Genomic DNA, 15562 nt, shown 5'->3' with positions numbered 1-15562 from the left:
GTGAATGAGAAGGGAGAAAATACATTGCTGAAAAAATTATTCGGAATGGGCAAAACTCAGGAAAAGGTGACAGAAGAGGTTATTTATTCTCCGGCAGACGGTACAGTAATGGACCTGTCAGATGTGCCGGACCCTGTTTTTTCACAGAAAATGATGGGAGAAGGAATAGCGGTGGAACCTTCTAGCGGTGAAATCGTATCTCCCGCTGAAGGTGAAGTCATTCAGATTTTCCACACTAAACACGCCGTTGGCATTCGGACTCGCTCGGGAATTGAGCTGTTAATTCATGTCGGGCTGGAGACAGTCAATATGAACGGAGAAGGATTTACTGCCCACATTAAAGAAGGGGATAAAGTGAAGGTCGGTGACCCGCTGATTACATGTGATTTGGAATTAATAAGAGAAAAAGCGAGCAGCACAGTCATCCCAATCGTTATAATGAATGGTGAGGCTGTAGGATCAATGGTACCGGCAGGCGAAAAGGCCGCTCGTAAAGGCGAATCAAAGCTCCTTACAATAAAAGCGAAATAAGCAGGGCGTATGCCTTGCTTTTTTTATTCAACTGTATAAAATTTGCACCTAGCCATGCAAACAAATATTCGGTAAACTGTACTTGACAAAGAGGTGTAAAGAATGAAAAAGAAATCACTGACTGAACTCATTTCTGATTTAAAAGGAAATGAAAACGTTGTGAATTGGCATGAAATTGAGCCTCGGGAAGCAAAAACAAGGCCTATGCCCGAAAGTATAGACGAGAGAATCAAAGCGGCCCTTTCGAAAAGGGGCATTGATGAATTATATACTCACCAATATTCCGCTTTTCAATATGTGCAAAAAGGAGAGAGCATCGTTACCGTAACGCCAACAGCATCAGGAAAAACGTTATGCTACAACCTCCCAGTCCTGCAGTCCATCGCCCAATATGAAACAAACCGGGCGTTATATTTATTTCCGACTAAAGCGCTGGCACAAGACCAAAAGAGCGAGTTAAATGAAATTATTGATGAAATGGGCATTGATATTAAAAGCTTTACATATGACGGGGATACGTCTCCGGCAATCAGACAAAAGGTGAGAAAAGCAGGTCATATTGTCATTACAAACCCCGATATGCTGCATTCTGCCATTCTACCGCATCATACGAAATGGGTCAGTTTGTTTGAAAACCTTAAGTATATCGTCATCGATGAGCTTCATACGTATCGAGGTGTGTTCGGCAGCCATGTAGCAAATGTGATCCGGCGGCTAAAGCGGATCTGCCGGTTTTATGGAAGTGATCCGGTTTTTATTTGTACTTCCGCAACAATTGCCAACCCAAAGGAATTGGGAGAGCAGCTGACAGGCAAACCGATGCGGCTGGTCGATGACAACGGCGCACCGAGCGGACGCAAGCATTTTGTGTTTTACAATCCGCCAATTGTGAACAAACCGCTGAATATTAGAAGGAGCGCAACCGCAGAAGTGAATGAACTGGCGAAAGAGTTCCTTAAAAACAAAGTGCAGACCATTGTTTTTGCCAGAAGCAGAGTTCGGGTGGAAATTATTTTAAGCCATATTCAGGAGCTTGTGAAAAAAGAGATTGGAACAAAATCAATCAGAGGCTATCGGGGAGGCTATCTGCCGAAAGAGCGAAGAGAAATCGAAAAAGGACTGAGAGAAGGCGACATTTTAGGAGTGGTCAGTACGAATGCATTAGAGCTTGGTGTTGATATCGGCCAGCTGCAAGTGTGTGTAATGACGGGGTATCCCGGAAGTGTTGCAAGTGCTTGGCAGCAGGCGGGACGAGCCGGCAGAAGACACGGTGAATCTTTGATTATCATGGTAGCCAATTCAACACCGATTGACCAATATATTGTGCGGCATCCTGAATATTTCTTTAATCGTTCGCCGGAATCTGCAAGAATCAATCCGGAGAATTTGATTATTTTAGTAGACCACTTAAAGTGTGCGGCTTATGAGCTTCCTTTTAGAGCTGATGAAGAATTTGGAGCCATGGAAGTCAGTGATATTCTTGAGTATCTTCAGGAAGAGGCTGTTCTTCACCGCAACGGCGAACGGTACCATTGGGCAAGTGAGTCGTTCCCTGCTTCAAACATCAGTTTGCGTTCCGCCTCCCAGGAAAATGTCGTTATAGTTGATCAGTCGGATATTGCAAATGTAAGGATTATCGGTGAAATGGACCGTTTTAGTGCGATGACGCTTTTACATGATGAAGCAATTTATTTGCATGAAGGCGTTCAGTATCAAGTTGAGAAGCTCGATTGGGAGCATAAAAAGGCGTATGTCAGAAAAGTCGATGTCGAATATTATACGGATGCAAACCTGGCAGTTCAGCTGAAGGTATTAGAAATCGATAAAACGAAAGAAAAAAGCCGTACGTCATTGCACTACGGAGACGTCACTGTCAATGCCCTGCCGACCATTTTTAAAAAAATAAAAATGACCACTTTTGAAAATATTGGGTCTGGACCTATTCATTTGCCGGAAGAAGAACTGCATACAAGTGCAGCTTGGCTCGAAATCAAAACAGCGGATGAGGACATCGGGGAAAAGACACTGGAACAGCTGCTTCTTGGCATCTCGAATGTGCTGCAGCATATTGTCCCTGTGTATATCATGTGTGATCGAAATGATGTTCATGTTGTTTCTCAAATCAAAGCAGCCCATACCGGATTGCCAACCATATTTTTATATGATCATTATCCGGGCGGTATCGGTTTGGCGGAGGAAGTCTTTAAACGTTTTTCAGACATTAATGAAGCGGCGAAACAACTGATTACACATTGTCCTTGTCATGACGGCTGTCCGTCTTGTATAGGTACGGAAATAGAAGGGATAAAAGCAAAGGAAAGAATTTTGCAGCTGTTGGATCAAATGTCGTAAGGAGGGAGACCGGATATGTCATTAAAAGGGAAACTCCAGCGGATGAAAAAGCACATGGTGCTCGATGAAGGAGAACAAAAAATAGAAGCAGGCAAACAAGAAAACCACTTTGATGACATCCCGTTTTTAGAAGAGTGGGAGGCTTTTGGCATGAAGCCTTTCATCTTCGAAGATGAATATTGCCTCATCAGAGAAGTAGAATATCCGCTTTCTCACCGCCATGGGTTATACAGCTTTTCTGAGCTTGAGGAAGTGATCACACTGTGGAATCAAAGCGGCCTGTCGCATACGTTGTCAGCAAAAGGGTATAACAAAAACAACCTCTTTTTCTTTGATACAGAAACAACCGGTCTTGGGGGTGGAGCTGGGAATACCATTTTTTTGCTTGGGCATGCGAGAGTATATGAAGACCGAGTGACAGTCAAACAGCATCTTTTGCCCAAACCGGGGAACGAAGTCGCCTTGTACCAAAGCTTTTTAAGCGAGGTTGACATTACATCACTTGTGACCTACAACGGCAAAGCCTTTGATTGGCCGCAGGTGAAAACAAGGCACACCTTGATCCGTGACAGACTTCCGAAGCTTCCGGAGTTTGGCCACTTTGATCTTTTGCATGGAGCTAGACGCCTGTGGAAACACAAAATGGACCGCGTATCTCTTGGCACGGTTGAAAAAGAGGAGCTCGGCATCCGCAGACTAGAAGACACACCGGGCTACTTGGCGCCAATGCTTTACTTTCATTTTATCAAGGCGCAAGAGCCGGATCTTTTAAAAGGTGTCCTGCATCATAATGAAATGGATGTGTTATCACTCATTTCATTGTACATCCATATGTCTAAAAAAATCCTTTCAGAATCACATGCGCCAAAAGAACACAGTGAAGCCTATGCTATGGCGAAATGGTTTATGGCTCATAAAGAAACGGATCAAGCGATCAAGCAGTTGGAAAGGCTTATAGAAAAATCGTTTGAGAATCAGGACAGTGCACGGCTGGATTTATCGCTCCTGTACAAAAAACAAAACCGCTTGGAAGAAGCAGTGCCGCTTTGGGAAAAGCTGTCCCGCTCGCAAAACCAGAAGTGCAGATACGCTGCTGTAATAGAGCTCGCGAAATATTTTGAGCATAAGAAAAAAGAATTCGGAAAAGCATTGCAAATAGCAGAGCAATTGCTTAGCGATGCGGCATGCTTATCAAAGAAAGAAACTGAAAAACTGCATGTGAGAATTGCCCGGCTGAAGAGGAAATATTCCTCTTAAATATTCCCCGGGAAAGCGCAAAAGACGACTTGTTTCGCCATGAATTTTTTTTGCTGAATTCACATTGATTTTGTTGTAGAATAGCGGCGAATCCTGTAAAATGACGTTAGTTATTTTTAAAGGGAGAGTTGGTATGTATAAGGGTGTTTTTTACTTGTTCTTTGTTGTGGTATTTTTGATTGCTTTTGTGTTTTCAAACTTTAAAGACAGCTTAATTGCACACTTTTAAAATAGGTCTTTGCATCAGAACATGTACCCCTTATTTTTCATAGCTTAGTATTGTAATAAAGTTTATGGAAAGGGGATTTTATCATGCATCACTGCAGACCGCATATGATGGCGCCAATTGTCCATCCTACTCATTGCTGTGAACACCATACGTTTTCGAAGACTATCGTGCCGCACATTCACCCACAGCATACAACAAACGTAAACCACCAGCATTTTCAGCACGTTCACTACTTTCCACACACTTTCTCAAATGTTGACCCGGCTACGCATCAGCATTTTCAAGCAGGAAAACCTTGCTGCGACTACTAGTATGGAAAACGTGCAGCTTGATGGTGTAAACAATGCAGCACAACAAATGGGGCCCACGGGAGCCCCATTTTTTAAAGCAGGTGAAATGATGAAAGTACTGGCAATTACGGGCTATAAACCGTTTGAACTCGGGATATTTAAGCAGGATGACAAGGCGCTGTATTACATAAAAAAAGCCATTAAGAACCGGCTGATTGCTTTTTTGGATGAAGGATTAGAATGGATTTTAATTTCGGGCCAGCTTGGAGCGGAGCTGTGGGCGGCAGAAGCTGCATATGATTTGCAGGAGGAATACCCTGACTTAAAGGTAGCTGTCATCACACCATTTTACGAGCAGGAAAAGAACTGGAAAGAACCGAATAAGGAACTGTATGAAGCAGTTCTGGCTCAGGCAGACTATGAAGCAAGCCTGACTCACCGTCCTTATGAAAGCCCGCTTCAATTCAAACAAAAAAATCAGTTCTTCATTGATAAGTCCGACGGGCTTCTGCTTTTATATGACCCGGAAAAGGAAGGCTCCCCTAAGTATATGCTTGGGACAGCGGAAAAAAGGCGCGAAAAGGATGGCTATCCCATCTACTTTATTACAATGGATGACTTGAGAGTGACAGTAGAGGAAGACAGCTACTCATAGCAATAAGAGAAATTTGACAACCGTACAGATTTCTGAAAAAATATATGTGATGATTCACGATACGAGGTGAAAAAGATGCTTGCTGATAAAGTAAAGCTTTCTGCGAAAGAAATTTTGGAAAAAGAATTTAAAACAGGCGTTAGAGGCTACAAGCAAGAAGACGTTGACAAATTTTTAGATATGATTATTAAGGATTATGAAACCTTCCATCAAGAAATTGAAGAACTGCAGCAGGAAAATCTGCAGCTGAAAAAACAGCTTGAAGAAGCAAGCAAAAAACAGCCTGTGCAATCTAACACAACAAACTTTGATATTTTAAAACGGCTGTCTAACTTAGAAAAACACGTTTTTGGCAGCAAGCTTTATGATTGATCACGCTTGAAAAAAATGGCGCTTGTAAATTGTAATCAGTTGTTATATAATAATTCATGTTCTTAACGTTCGGGTAATCGCTGCAGATCTTGAATCTGTAGAGGAAAGTCCATGCTCGCACGGTGCTGAGATGCCCGTAGTGTTCGTGCCTAGCGAAGTCATAAGCTAGGGCAGTCTTTAGAGGCTGACGGCAGGAAAAAAGCCTACGTCTTCGGATATGGCTGAGTATCCTTGAAAGTGCCACAGTGACGAAGTCTCACTAGAAATGGTGAGAGTGGAACGCGGTAAACCCCTCGAGCGAGAAACCCAAATTTTGGTAGGGGAACCTTCTTAACGGAATTCAACGGAGAGAAGGACAGAATGCTTTCTGTAGATAGATGATTGCCGCCTGAGTACGAGGTGATGAGCCGTTTGCAGTACGACGGAACAAAACATGGCTTACAGAACGTTAGACCACTTACATTTAAAATGATGAAAACAAGCTCTCCCGTATAAGGAGAGCTTTTATCTTGAAAAGAGAAAAGTTTTAAAAGACAGGGTGATACGATGAAGAAGTATACACTAATTGCAACGGCGCCGATGGGCATTGAAGCTGTTGTCGCAAAGGAAGTACGAGATTTAGGATACGAATGCAAGGTTGATAACGGGAAAGTTATTTTTGAAGGTGATGCACTTGCCATCTGCCGTGCGAACCTTTGGCTTAGAACAGCCGACCGCATAAAGGTTCAGGTTGCTTCTTTTAAAGCGAAAACATTTGATGAACTGTTTGAAAAAACGAAAGCGATTAACTGGCGCTCATTTATACCTGAAAACGGGAAATTCCCTGTCATCGGAAAATCGGTAAAATCAACACTTGCAAGCGTTCCCGACTGTCAGCGGATCGTCAAAAAAGCAATTGTCGAAAAACTCAAGCTGCAGTCCGGCAAAGCCAATGATTGGATTGAAGAAACAGGTGCCGAGTATAAAGTCGAAATTTCTTTATTGAAAGATCAGGCTTTGATTACACTGGACTCATCAGGGACAGGCCTTCACAAACGAGGATACCGTGTCGATCAGGGCGGTGCGCCGATTAAAGAAACACTTGCTGCCGCTTTGGTGCAATTAACCAATTGGACGCCTGACCGCCCGTTTGTTGATCCTTTCTGCGGCTCCGGAACAATCGCGATAGAAGCGGCGCTAATCGGCCAAAACATCGCCCCGGGATTCAATCGCGATTTTGTTTCAGAGGATTGGGAATGGATCGGTAAAGATCTGTGGAACAAAGCGCGGCTTGAAGTCGAAGAAAAGGCAAATTATGATCAGCCGCTTACAATTTTCGCTAGCGACATAGACCACCGCATGGTTCAAATCGCAAAAGAAAATGCAGAGGAAGCAGGATTGGGAGATCTAATCCAGTTCAAACAGATGCAGGTCAAAGACTTTACCACAAATCTGGAATTTGGCGTAATTGTCGGCAACCCGCCATATGGAGAGCGTCTCGGCGAGAAAAAAGCCGTTGAGCAGATGTACAAAGAAATGGGGAAGGCGTTCGAGCCGCTTGATACTTGGTCTGTGTATATGCTGACATCAAATGAAAACTTTGAGGAAGCATATGGCAGAAAAGCAACGAAGAAACGAAAGCTCTTTAACGGGTTTATTAAAACGGATTATTATCAATATTGGTCAAAAGTAAGGCCGCAGCGAAAGAAAACAGAAAACGCATAAAAAGAAGACGCTCTGCATGCGTCTTCTTTCATCTTTCAGCCCTATTCTATCGTTACCAACGGTGAGCTTTCGCGTTGCTTCTCAATATAATGTTGGTTTGGGACATTTCAGTGTGACCGTTTACTTGAGACTTAGAACGTTTAGGCCGCGTCCAATTGTGATGAAACAGTTCAGAATGCTGATCTAATCGGTTTCTATAACTCATGTCAACATCACTCCCTGATAGAATATTGTTGATAAGACGGATAATCCGGAGACGGAATATCAAGTGTAGTTTGTGCATGTTTCGGTGATAACATGCGGTAAAGCATGTATATAAAATGAAAAGTTCGCATACAATGATGATTATTTCCATCAGAGGTGATCTCATGCTGAACAGCGAACATTTTAATCTTATTCAAAGGGCGCTTGACGCAACAGCAAACGAGCTGAAGGAGCTCGGGACTGATTCGTCTCCGTCTGTGATTTCGCATGCGCAAACTGATTTAGAAAAAGCGGTAGAACATATTTATTCAACAGACCATCCTTTTTTATCGTCGCATGTGATCAATCGTAAGTAAACTGCAAAAAACTTGGCATTGCCAAGTTTTTTTATTGTATTCATCAGCGGAAAATGATATTATTGGTGGTCTGAATGTCGAATAGTTGGGGGTTGGAACTAGGTGACAACATCACGTTTGCCTTTTTCTTTAACGAAAACAAAGAATTTTTATGAAGAATTGAACAATTGGATTGGTGACGTGTTTTACGATATCCTTCCCGAAAAAGGGTTTGATCTTCGGGACGAGCAAGTATTTATGGCTTTTCAGCTGGAGCGGGCGTTTAAAGAGAAAAAAGTCATGTTCGCCGAAGCTGGAGTGGGAACGGGGAAAACGCTGGTTTATCTTCTTTTTGCAATCAGCTATGCAAGGTATGTCGGCAAACCCGCCATCATCGCTTGTGCAGATGAAACATTAATTGAACAGCTGGTGAAAAAAGAGGGCGATATTTCTAAGCTGGCTGAGCATCTTGATCTGAAAATTGATACAAGGCTGTCAAAATCACATGAGCAATATTTATGCTTGAAGAAGCTTGAAAAAACAATGCAGCGTTCTGATGATGATAAATGGCTGGATCTTTATGAGTCGTTACCGTCATTTGTCCACGAGTCACAGGCGATGCAGCGCTTTTATCCGTATGGCGACCGTAAGCAGTACGCAAATCTATCGAATGAAGAGTGGTCTGACGTAAGCTACGACTCGTTTCAGGACTGTCTGACTTGTGATATGAGACACAGATGCGGTCTGACACTTTCCAGAGATTACTACCGCAAGTCAACGGACTTAATCATTTGTTCCCATGATTTTTATATGGAGCATGTGTGGACGGAAGAATCACGCAAACGAGAGGGCCAGCTGCCGCTCTTGCCTGATCATAGTGCAGTTGTATTTGATGAGGGGCACTTGTTAGAGTTTGCTGCGCAAAAAGCGCTAACCTATAGAGTGAAGCAGTCTACTCTTGAATTGTTTTTAGAACGATTGCTGCAAAATGACATCAGAGAAGAGTTTGCAGAATTGATTGAAGATGCGCTTCTCGCAAACGACGAATTTTTCTATGTTCTTTCTGAAGAATCAAAGGAAGTAGCCGGTTCACACCGTTTAGAAATAAAAAATGACCAGCGTGTCAAAAAGGCGGCGGACGAGCTTTGCCGTTTACTTGATAAAATCGGTGAGGCACTTGTATTTGAGTCTGAAATGTATACGATTGATCAATACGAGCTGTCAGTAGTGGAAGAATATGTTGAACAAATGGCGTATTCATTATCTCTATATCAAAAGGATGCGATCAGCTGGCTGGAGAAAAAGGAAGCAGAATCAACTTTTGTCGTGATGCCGAGAACGGTAGCAGAAGTACTTGGCGAAAAAGTGTTTTCTAAGAAAATTCCTTATATCTTTTCTTCTGCTACGCTGTCAGAAGGCGGTTCGTTTGATTATATTGCCGACAGTCTTGGGATTCATGATTATTTGTCATTAACTGTTGATTCCCCTTATGATTATGACGAGCAAATGAGTATTAATCTATACGCAAAAACAGATATGGCCGCTGAACAAAAAACGGCTGAAACGATTGAAACAATCAAACGTTACAAAGGAAGAACGCTGGTGCTTTTCCCTTCTTTTGAAGAATTAAACGAGTTTAAAGAGCTGTCGGCGGCATGGGAGCTGCCGTATCCAATTTTCTTCGAAGGTGATGAGGAAATCAGCAGCTTAGTAGAGAAATTCCAAGAGGAAGAGGAAACAGTACTTTGTTCAGTTCACTTATGGGAAGGACTCGACATTCCCGGTGACGCATTGAAGAATGTTACCATTTGGTCATTGCCGTTCCCGCCACACGATCCTGTATTTACAGCGAAGCGCAACGGAGCGAAAAAAGATCCGTTCGAAGAAGTTGATCTGCCATATATGTTGTTACGTGTACGGCAGGGCATCGGGCGCCTGATTCGCTCGAATCAAGACAGCGGCTCGATTCACATTTACGCTGGCGGAGAAAATGAACGCATCATTGATGAGGTCAAAAAGGTCTTGCCTGTTGAACCGCACATGATGTAATGGAAAAAAGCTGACGGTCGTTCGTCAGCTTTTTTTATTTGTCAGCGGGATAGCCAGCCGCCATCAACTGCTAAAATATGTCCATTTACATAATCTGAAGCACGTGATGCCAAAAAGACTGCAGTCCCCCCGATATCATCCGCTTGGCCCCAGCGGCCGGCAGGAATTCTCTTTAAAATGTCCTCATTTCGCTTTTCGTCATCCCGAATAGGCTTTGTATTCGCAGTAGAAATATAGCCTGGGGCGATTGCGTTGACCTGAATACCGGACGCTGCCCACTCATTTGCAAATGATTTTGTCAAACCGGCAACAGCGTGTTTGCTCGCGGTGTAAGCCGGAACGAGGATGCCGCCTTGAAAAGACAGGAGAGAGGCAATATTAATAATCTTTCCATGACCTCTTTTCAGCATGTGCCTGCCAGCAAGCTGTGTCAGAATAAACAGGCTGTGTAGATTGACATTCAGTACGTGCTGCCAGTTCTCTTCTGAAAAATCTTCCGCTTTTTCCCGATGAATAATGCCGGCATTATTGACAAGGATGTCGATCTGCCTGTTTTCAAACAGGTCAGCTGCAGAATCCTTTATCGCTTCCGGCTTGCTCATGTCCAATGTAAAAGATGTAAATATCCGGCCTTCCTGTTCCACAAGCTGCTGTGTTTCAGACAGGCTGCTTGTATGTGATGTGCCGATAATATCAGCGCCAGCCCCGGCTAGGGCTTTGGCAATACCTTGACCGATCCCTGTTCCCGGGCCTGTCACCAGCGCTGTTTTTCCTTCTAATGAAAAGGCGTCATGTAGATAACCCATCTTATTTCAGCCCATCCATCGGAACGAGATCCATGTCCGTAAATGTGTAATTTTCTCCAGCCATCGCCCACACAAAGCTATAGTTTGATGTTCCTGCGCCAGAATGAATAGACCAGGCGGGAGAAAGGACAGCCTGCTCATTTCCAACAACAAGATGGCGTGTTTCGTCCGGCTGGCCCATGAAATGAAATACCTTTGAGTCCTTTTCAAGATCCAGATAAAGATAAGCCTCCATCCGACGGTCATGAACGTGTGCTGGCATGGTATTCCAGTTGTTGTTTTGATCTAACATCGTTATTCCCATCATCAGCTGACAGCTTTTAATGCCATCCTGATGAATGACTTTGTACAGACTTCTGACATTAGACGCTGCATCATCACCAAGGCGGTCCGGTGTCAGTTCAGCTAGGGCGGCTTTTTGTGTCGGATAGCTTTTGTGGGCGCAAGCGGAGACGAAGTAAAACTTCGCTTTTTCACCGTTCAGGCTTGAAAATGATACATCCTGATTACCCATTCCGATATAGAGAAAATCCTTTGTTTGAAGCACATATTCATCATCGCCGACTCTAACGGCACCAGGCTGGCCGACATTAATAATCCCGATTTCACGCCGTTCCAAAAAGAAGTCTGTTTTTAGAAAATCACCTGCATCAAGCTTCAGTTCACTTTGCCCTGGAGCCGCTCCGCCGATGACAACCCGGTCTTCATGTGAGTAATACATCGTAAGTTTGTTTTCTGTAAATAAAGGATCCATTAAGAAATGACTGCGAAGCTCCTCTGTTGTAAAGCGTTTTACTTGTTCAGGATGTACAGAATAACGATTTTCCATTATATTTCCCCCTTGGTTAGGATTTCAGCAACACTTGAATGAAAATATTTTGGTAACGGTTTCAAAGAAAATTTTAGGATAAATAGTGAAAAGAGTCAACGGAAAAATAATGAATTGACACATTATTAAAAAAACTCTTTCCAAATTCTAAAATTATGGTATCCTTTTGTTGTAACGGTTTTGAAATCGGTTTCAAATATATGAGATACAGGAGCACTTGAATGAAAAAGAAAACAACAGGCCATACAACCATCAAAGATGTAGCTGAATGTGCAGGAGTTTCGAAATCGACAGTTTCCCGCTATATTAACGGAAAAATTGACGCGATTTCTCCTGAAAAAGTGAAAAACATTAAAAAGGCAATCGCAGAATTGAATTATCGGCCGAGTAAAATGGCACAAGGTTTGAAAATAAAAAAAAGCAAGTTAATCGGATTTGTTGTGGCTGACATTACAAATCCTTTTTCAGTCGCTGCTTTCAGGGGAGTCGAAGAGGTTTGTGATCAATATGGATACAGCATTATGGTGTGCAATACAGATAACAGTCCTGAAAAAGAGCGGGAAATGCTCTTAAAGCTAGAAGCCCATTCGGTTGAGGGCTTGATTTTAAACGCAACAGGGGAAAACAAGGATGTACTCCGCGCTTTTGCTGAACAGCAAATTCCAACAATCTTAATTGACCGGAAACTGCCGGATCTGAAACTGGATACCGTAACGACTGACAACAGATGGATCACAAAAGAGATTCTTCAGAAGGTGTACAGCAAAGGGTATACTGATGTCGCGCTGTTTACCGAACCGATTTCCTCTATCAGCCCTCGTGCAGAAAGAGCAGCTGTGTATCAGGAAATGGCTTCGGTTCAAAATGTGAACGGGCTTGTCAGATTGCATGAAATTGACGTAAAGGACAAGGAGCAGCTTAAGGCGGCGCTTCGTTCTTTTCACAAGGAAATGCCGGAGCAAAAAAAAGCGATTCTGGCTTTGAATGGCTTGATTATGCTGAAAATCATCAGCTGTATGGAAGAGCTTGGCCTGCGCATCCCTCAAGATATAGGGATTGCAGGATTCGATGATACGGAATGGTATAAACTGATCGGTCCAGGTATTACAACGATCGCCCAGCCGTCACATGATATGGGCAGGACGGCGATGGAACGTGTATTAAAAAGGATTGAAGGTGACAAAGGAGCGCCTCAAACCATTGAATTAGAGGCAAAAGTCATCATGAGAAAGTCACTTTAATCCTAGGTGCCCTCAACTAAGAGGAGGTTGGGAAGAGATGAAGCTTGATGCGGTGACATTCGGGGAATCAATGGCCATGTTTTATGCAAATGAGTATGGAGGCCTTCATGAAGTATCCACTTTTTCTAAAGGGCTTGCCGGAGCAGAAAGCAATGTCGCCTGCGGCCTTGCCAGACTCGGATTCCGAATGGGATGGATGAGCAAGGTCGGCAATGATCAGCTCGGAACGTTTATTTTACAAGAGCTTAAAAAAGAGGGAGTGGATGTGTCCCGCGTGATCCGCTCGCAGGACGAAAATCCCACCGGGCTGCTGCTGAAGTCAAAAGTGAAAGAAGGCGACCCGCAAGTTACCTACTATAGGAAAAACTCAGCTGCAAGCACATTAACTTCAGCTGAATATCCAAGAGATTATTTTCAATGCGCAGGCCATTTGCATGTGACAGGCATTCCGCCTGCTTTATCAGCCGAGATGAAAGACTTCACGTATCATGTCATGAACGACATGAGAAACGCAGGGAAGACCATTTCATTCGACCCTAATGTAAGACCTTCGCTTTGGCCTGATCAAGCAACAATGGTACACACAATCAATGATCTGGCTGGGCTTGCAGACTGGTTTTTCCCGGGTATCGCAGAGGGAGAGCTATTGACCGGAGAAAAAACACCTGAAGGCATTGCCGACTATTATTTGAAAAAAGGTGCCAGCTTTGTTGCTATTAAACTTGGAAAAGAAGGCGCTTACTTTAAAACGGGGACAAGTGAAGGATTTCTAGAAGGCTGCCGGGTCGACCGGGTGGTTGATACGGTCGGCGCCGGAGACGGATTTGCAGTCGGTGTAATCAGCGGTATCCTAGACGGTTTGTCGTACAAGGATGCGGTGCAAAGGGGAAATGCGATTGGCGCTTTGCAAGTGCAGGCACCGGGGGATATGGACGGTTTGCCGACCAGGGAGAAATTAGCTTCTTTTTTATCTGCTCAAAGAACGGTTCACCAAAAGAAAGGGGATTATTAATATGGAGTCCAAAGTCGTTGAAAACCGTCTGAAAGAAGCAAAGCTGATTGCAGTCATTCGTTCAAAGGATAAGCAGGAGGCCTGTCAGCAGATTGAGAGTTTATTAGATAAAGGGATTCGTGCAGTTGAAGTGACGTATACGACCCCCGGGGCATCAGATATTATCGAATCCTTCCGTAATAGGGAAGATATTTTAATTGGCGCGGGCACGGTCATCAGCGCGCAGCAAGCTGGGGAAGCTGCTGAGGCTGGCGCGCAGTTTATTGTCAGTCCGGGTTTTTCAGCTGATCTTGCTGAACATCTATCTTTTGTAAAGACACATTATATCCCCGGAGTCTTGACTCCGAGCGAAATTATGGAAGCGTTGACATTCGGGTTCACGACATTAAAGCTGTTCCCAAGCGGTGTGTTTGGCATTCCGTTTATGAAAAATTTAGCGGGTCCTTTCCCGCAGGTGACCTTTATTCCGACAGGCGGGATACATCCGTCTGAAGTGCCTGATTGGCTTAGAGCCGGAGCTGGCGCCGTCGGAGTCGGCAGCCAGTTGGGCAGCTGTTCAAAAGAGGATTTGCAGGCTGTTTTCCAAGTGTAAGTGGAATTGTTTTTTCATAACCGGAGGATGGGAGAATCCACAATATGAAAATCAAGGCGACAATTGAACGGGTACCTGGCGGAATGATGATTATTCCGCTATTTCTTGGAGCGGCGCTCAACACGTTTGCGCCTGGAACAGCGGAGTTCTTTGGAGGGTTTACGGGTGCTTTGATTACCGGAACGCTGCCGATACTGGGTGTTTTTATCTTTTGCGTAGGAGCAACGATTGATTTTCGTTCTTCAGGCTATATCGCAAGAAAAGGAATCACGTTATTATTGGGGAAGATCGGATTTGCGGCGCTGCTCGGCGTGATCGCAGCGCAATTTATCCCTGACGAAGGCATACAATCCGGCTTTTTTGCAGGCCTTTCTGTTTTAGCAATTGTCGCGGTAATGAATGAAACGAACGGCGGACTGTATTTAGCGCTCATGAACCATATGGGAAGAAAAGAGGATGCGGGCGCTTTCGCCTTTATCAGTACAGAATCTGGTCCTTTTATGACCATGGTGACGTTTGGTGTGACGGGACTTGCCGCATTCCCATGGGAAACGCTGGCAGCGACAGTCATCCCGTTTTTACTTGGATGTATACTTGGAAATCTGGATCATGATCTCAGAGACTTATTCAGCAAGGTTGTGCCGGCGATCATTCCATTTTTCGCCTTTTCGCTCGGCAATACCTTGAATTTTGGAATGCTGATCCAATCAGGGCTGCTCGGCATTTTTATCGGAGTTTCTGTCGTCATTTTATCGGGCAGTTCCTTGTTTTTGCTTGATCGTTTTATTGCGCGGGGAGATGGTGTGGCGGGAGTGGCCGCTTCTTCTACGGCAGGGGCGGCTGTAGCCGTGCCATATGCATTAGCGGAAGCGAATGCCTCATTTGCGCCAGTTGCTGAGTCGGCAACTGCAATTATCGCGACAAGCGTTATTGTCACCTCGCTCTTAACCCCGCTGGCAACAGTGTGGGTAGATAAAAAAATCAAGCAGAAAAAGCGGAGAACACCTCCGCCAAAAAATCAAATGACGATCAACTGAATAAAAAGGCTGCCATAAAAACATACCGGCAGCCTTTTATACAAACAATTTGACTTTCATACCCCCT

General features: G+C 44.0%; 17 protein-coding genes and 1 other RNA gene. 15 read left to right on the top strand and 3 right to left on the bottom strand.

What is annotated here, in order from left to right; translation table 11 throughout:
• Nucleotides 1–24: 24 nt before the first annotated feature.
• From KXZ66_RS11735 to KXZ66_RS11695, 9 genes are all read left to right on the top strand, one after another.
• On the top strand, nucleotides 25–531 hold the full coding sequence (locus KXZ66_RS11735; protein WP_120028600.1) for a PTS sugar transporter subunit IIA: 507 nt from the start codon (nucleotides 25–27) through the stop codon (nucleotides 529–531).
• A 102-nt stretch (nucleotides 532–633) separates the two neighbouring features.
• The gene (gene mrfA / locus KXZ66_RS11730) at nucleotides 634–2883 is read left to right on the top strand and encodes an ATP-dependent helicase MrfA (protein WP_219144554.1); all 2250 of its coding nucleotides are present in this window, start codon (nucleotides 634–636) and stop codon (nucleotides 2881–2883) included.
• A 15-nt stretch (nucleotides 2884–2898) separates the two neighbouring features.
• Nucleotides 2899–4140 (top strand): metal-dependent exonucleaseMrfB, encoded by a 1242-nt coding sequence (gene mrfB / locus KXZ66_RS11725; protein WP_219144553.1) that lies wholly within the window; start codon nucleotides 2899–2901, stop codon nucleotides 4138–4140.
• 100 nt (nucleotides 4141–4240) lie between these two features.
• A complete protein-coding gene (locus KXZ66_RS11720) occupies nucleotides 4241–4369 on the top strand; it encodes a hypothetical protein (protein ID WP_003230707.1) in 129 nt (42 codons plus the stop codon).
• Nucleotides 4370–4452: 83 nt separating this feature from the next.
• Entirely contained in the window at nucleotides 4453–4680 is a 228-nt protein-coding gene (cotD, locus tag KXZ66_RS11715) for a spore coat protein CotD (RefSeq protein WP_010886551.1), read from the top strand.
• 88 nt (nucleotides 4681–4768) lie between these two features.
• A complete protein-coding gene (locus KXZ66_RS11710) occupies nucleotides 4769–5314 on the top strand; it encodes an SLOG family protein (RefSeq protein WP_038828609.1) in 546 nt (181 codons plus the stop codon).
• A 75-nt stretch (nucleotides 5315–5389) separates the two neighbouring features.
• The gene (gpsB, locus tag KXZ66_RS11705) at nucleotides 5390–5686 is read left to right on the top strand and encodes a cell division regulator GpsB (protein ID WP_003225629.1); all 297 of its coding nucleotides are present in this window, start codon (nucleotides 5390–5392) and stop codon (nucleotides 5684–5686) included.
• A gap of 65 nt (nucleotides 5687–5751) precedes the next feature.
• Nucleotides 5752–6132, top strand: an RNA gene (gene rnpB / locus KXZ66_RS11700) — RNase P RNA component class B.
• A gap of 100 nt (nucleotides 6133–6232) precedes the next feature.
• Complete coding sequence (locus KXZ66_RS11695) at nucleotides 6233–7390, top strand: THUMP domain-containing class I SAM-dependent RNA methyltransferase (RefSeq protein WP_021481520.1); 1158 nt, start codon at nucleotides 6233–6235, stop codon at nucleotides 7388–7390.
• A 52-nt stretch (nucleotides 7391–7442) separates the two neighbouring features.
• Here KXZ66_RS11695 and KXZ66_RS11690 read toward each other — a convergent pair whose 3' ends face one another.
• Nucleotides 7443–7595 (bottom strand): YpzG family protein, encoded by a 153-nt coding sequence (locus KXZ66_RS11690; protein WP_010327933.1) that lies wholly within the window; start codon nucleotides 7593–7595, stop codon nucleotides 7443–7445.
• Between the two features lie 163 nt (nucleotides 7596–7758).
• Between KXZ66_RS11690 and KXZ66_RS11685 the strand changes: the two genes are divergently transcribed.
• Both KXZ66_RS11685 and KXZ66_RS11680 read left to right on the top strand, forming a co-directional pair.
• Nucleotides 7759–7950, top strand: a complete 192-nt coding sequence (locus KXZ66_RS11685) for a hypothetical protein (protein ID WP_003246090.1) — start codon at nucleotides 7759–7761, stop codon at nucleotides 7948–7950.
• A 102-nt stretch (nucleotides 7951–8052) separates the two neighbouring features.
• Nucleotides 8053–9978 carry an ATP-dependent DNA helicase gene (locus tag KXZ66_RS11680; protein ID WP_014477152.1) on the top strand — a complete coding sequence of 642 codons (1926 nt, stop codon included), beginning with the start codon at nucleotides 8053–8055 and terminating at the stop codon, nucleotides 9976–9978.
• 41 nt (nucleotides 9979–10019) lie between these two features.
• Here the strand turns inward: KXZ66_RS11680 and kduD are convergent, their stop codons facing one another.
• Nucleotides 10020–10784, bottom strand: coding sequence for a 2-dehydro-3-deoxy-D-gluconate 5-dehydrogenase KduD (gene kduD, locus KXZ66_RS11675; RefSeq protein ID WP_049141306.1), 765 nt, complete (start codon nucleotides 10782–10784; stop codon nucleotides 10020–10022).
• Nucleotide 10785: 1 nt separating this feature from the next.
• On the bottom strand, nucleotides 10786–11613 hold the full coding sequence (gene kduI / locus KXZ66_RS11670) for a 5-dehydro-4-deoxy-D-glucuronate isomerase (protein ID WP_015251844.1): 828 nt from the start codon (nucleotides 11611–11613) through the stop codon (nucleotides 10786–10788).
• 221 nt (nucleotides 11614–11834) lie between these two features.
• Here kduI and kdgR point away from each other — a divergent pair, with 221 nt between their 5' ends.
• Genes kdgR through kdgT form a run of 4 tightly spaced genes read left to right on the top strand, consistent with a single transcriptional unit; the run spans nucleotide 11835 to nucleotide 15495 of the window.
• The gene (gene kdgR, locus KXZ66_RS11665) at nucleotides 11835–12854 is read left to right on the top strand and encodes a pectin utilization transcriptional regulator KdgR (protein WP_015383935.1); all 1020 of its coding nucleotides are present in this window, start codon (nucleotides 11835–11837) and stop codon (nucleotides 12852–12854) included.
• Between the two features lie 37 nt (nucleotides 12855–12891).
• The gene (gene kdgK / locus KXZ66_RS11660; protein WP_015251846.1) at nucleotides 12892–13866 is read left to right on the top strand and encodes a 2-dehydro-3-deoxygluconokinase; all 975 of its coding nucleotides are present in this window, start codon (nucleotides 12892–12894) and stop codon (nucleotides 13864–13866) included.
• Nucleotide 13867: 1 nt separating this feature from the next.
• Complete coding sequence (gene eda, locus KXZ66_RS11655; RefSeq protein ID WP_029726795.1) at nucleotides 13868–14458, top strand: bifunctional 4-hydroxy-2-oxoglutarate aldolase/2-dehydro-3-deoxy-phosphogluconate aldolase; 591 nt, start codon at nucleotides 13868–13870, stop codon at nucleotides 14456–14458.
• 44 nt (nucleotides 14459–14502) lie between these two features.
• The gene (kdgT, locus tag KXZ66_RS11650) at nucleotides 14503–15495 is read left to right on the top strand and encodes a 2-keto-3-deoxygluconate transporter (RefSeq protein ID WP_015714144.1); all 993 of its coding nucleotides are present in this window, start codon (nucleotides 14503–14505) and stop codon (nucleotides 15493–15495) included.
• The last annotated feature ends 67 nt before the right edge of the window (nucleotides 15496–15562 follow it).

Source organism: Bacillus sp. LJBS17 (assembly GCF_019334685.1).
Lineage (GTDB): Bacteria > Bacillota > Bacilli > Bacillales > Bacillaceae > Bacillus > Bacillus subtilis.
This window is presented reverse-complemented; position numbering and strand designations above follow the sequence as displayed.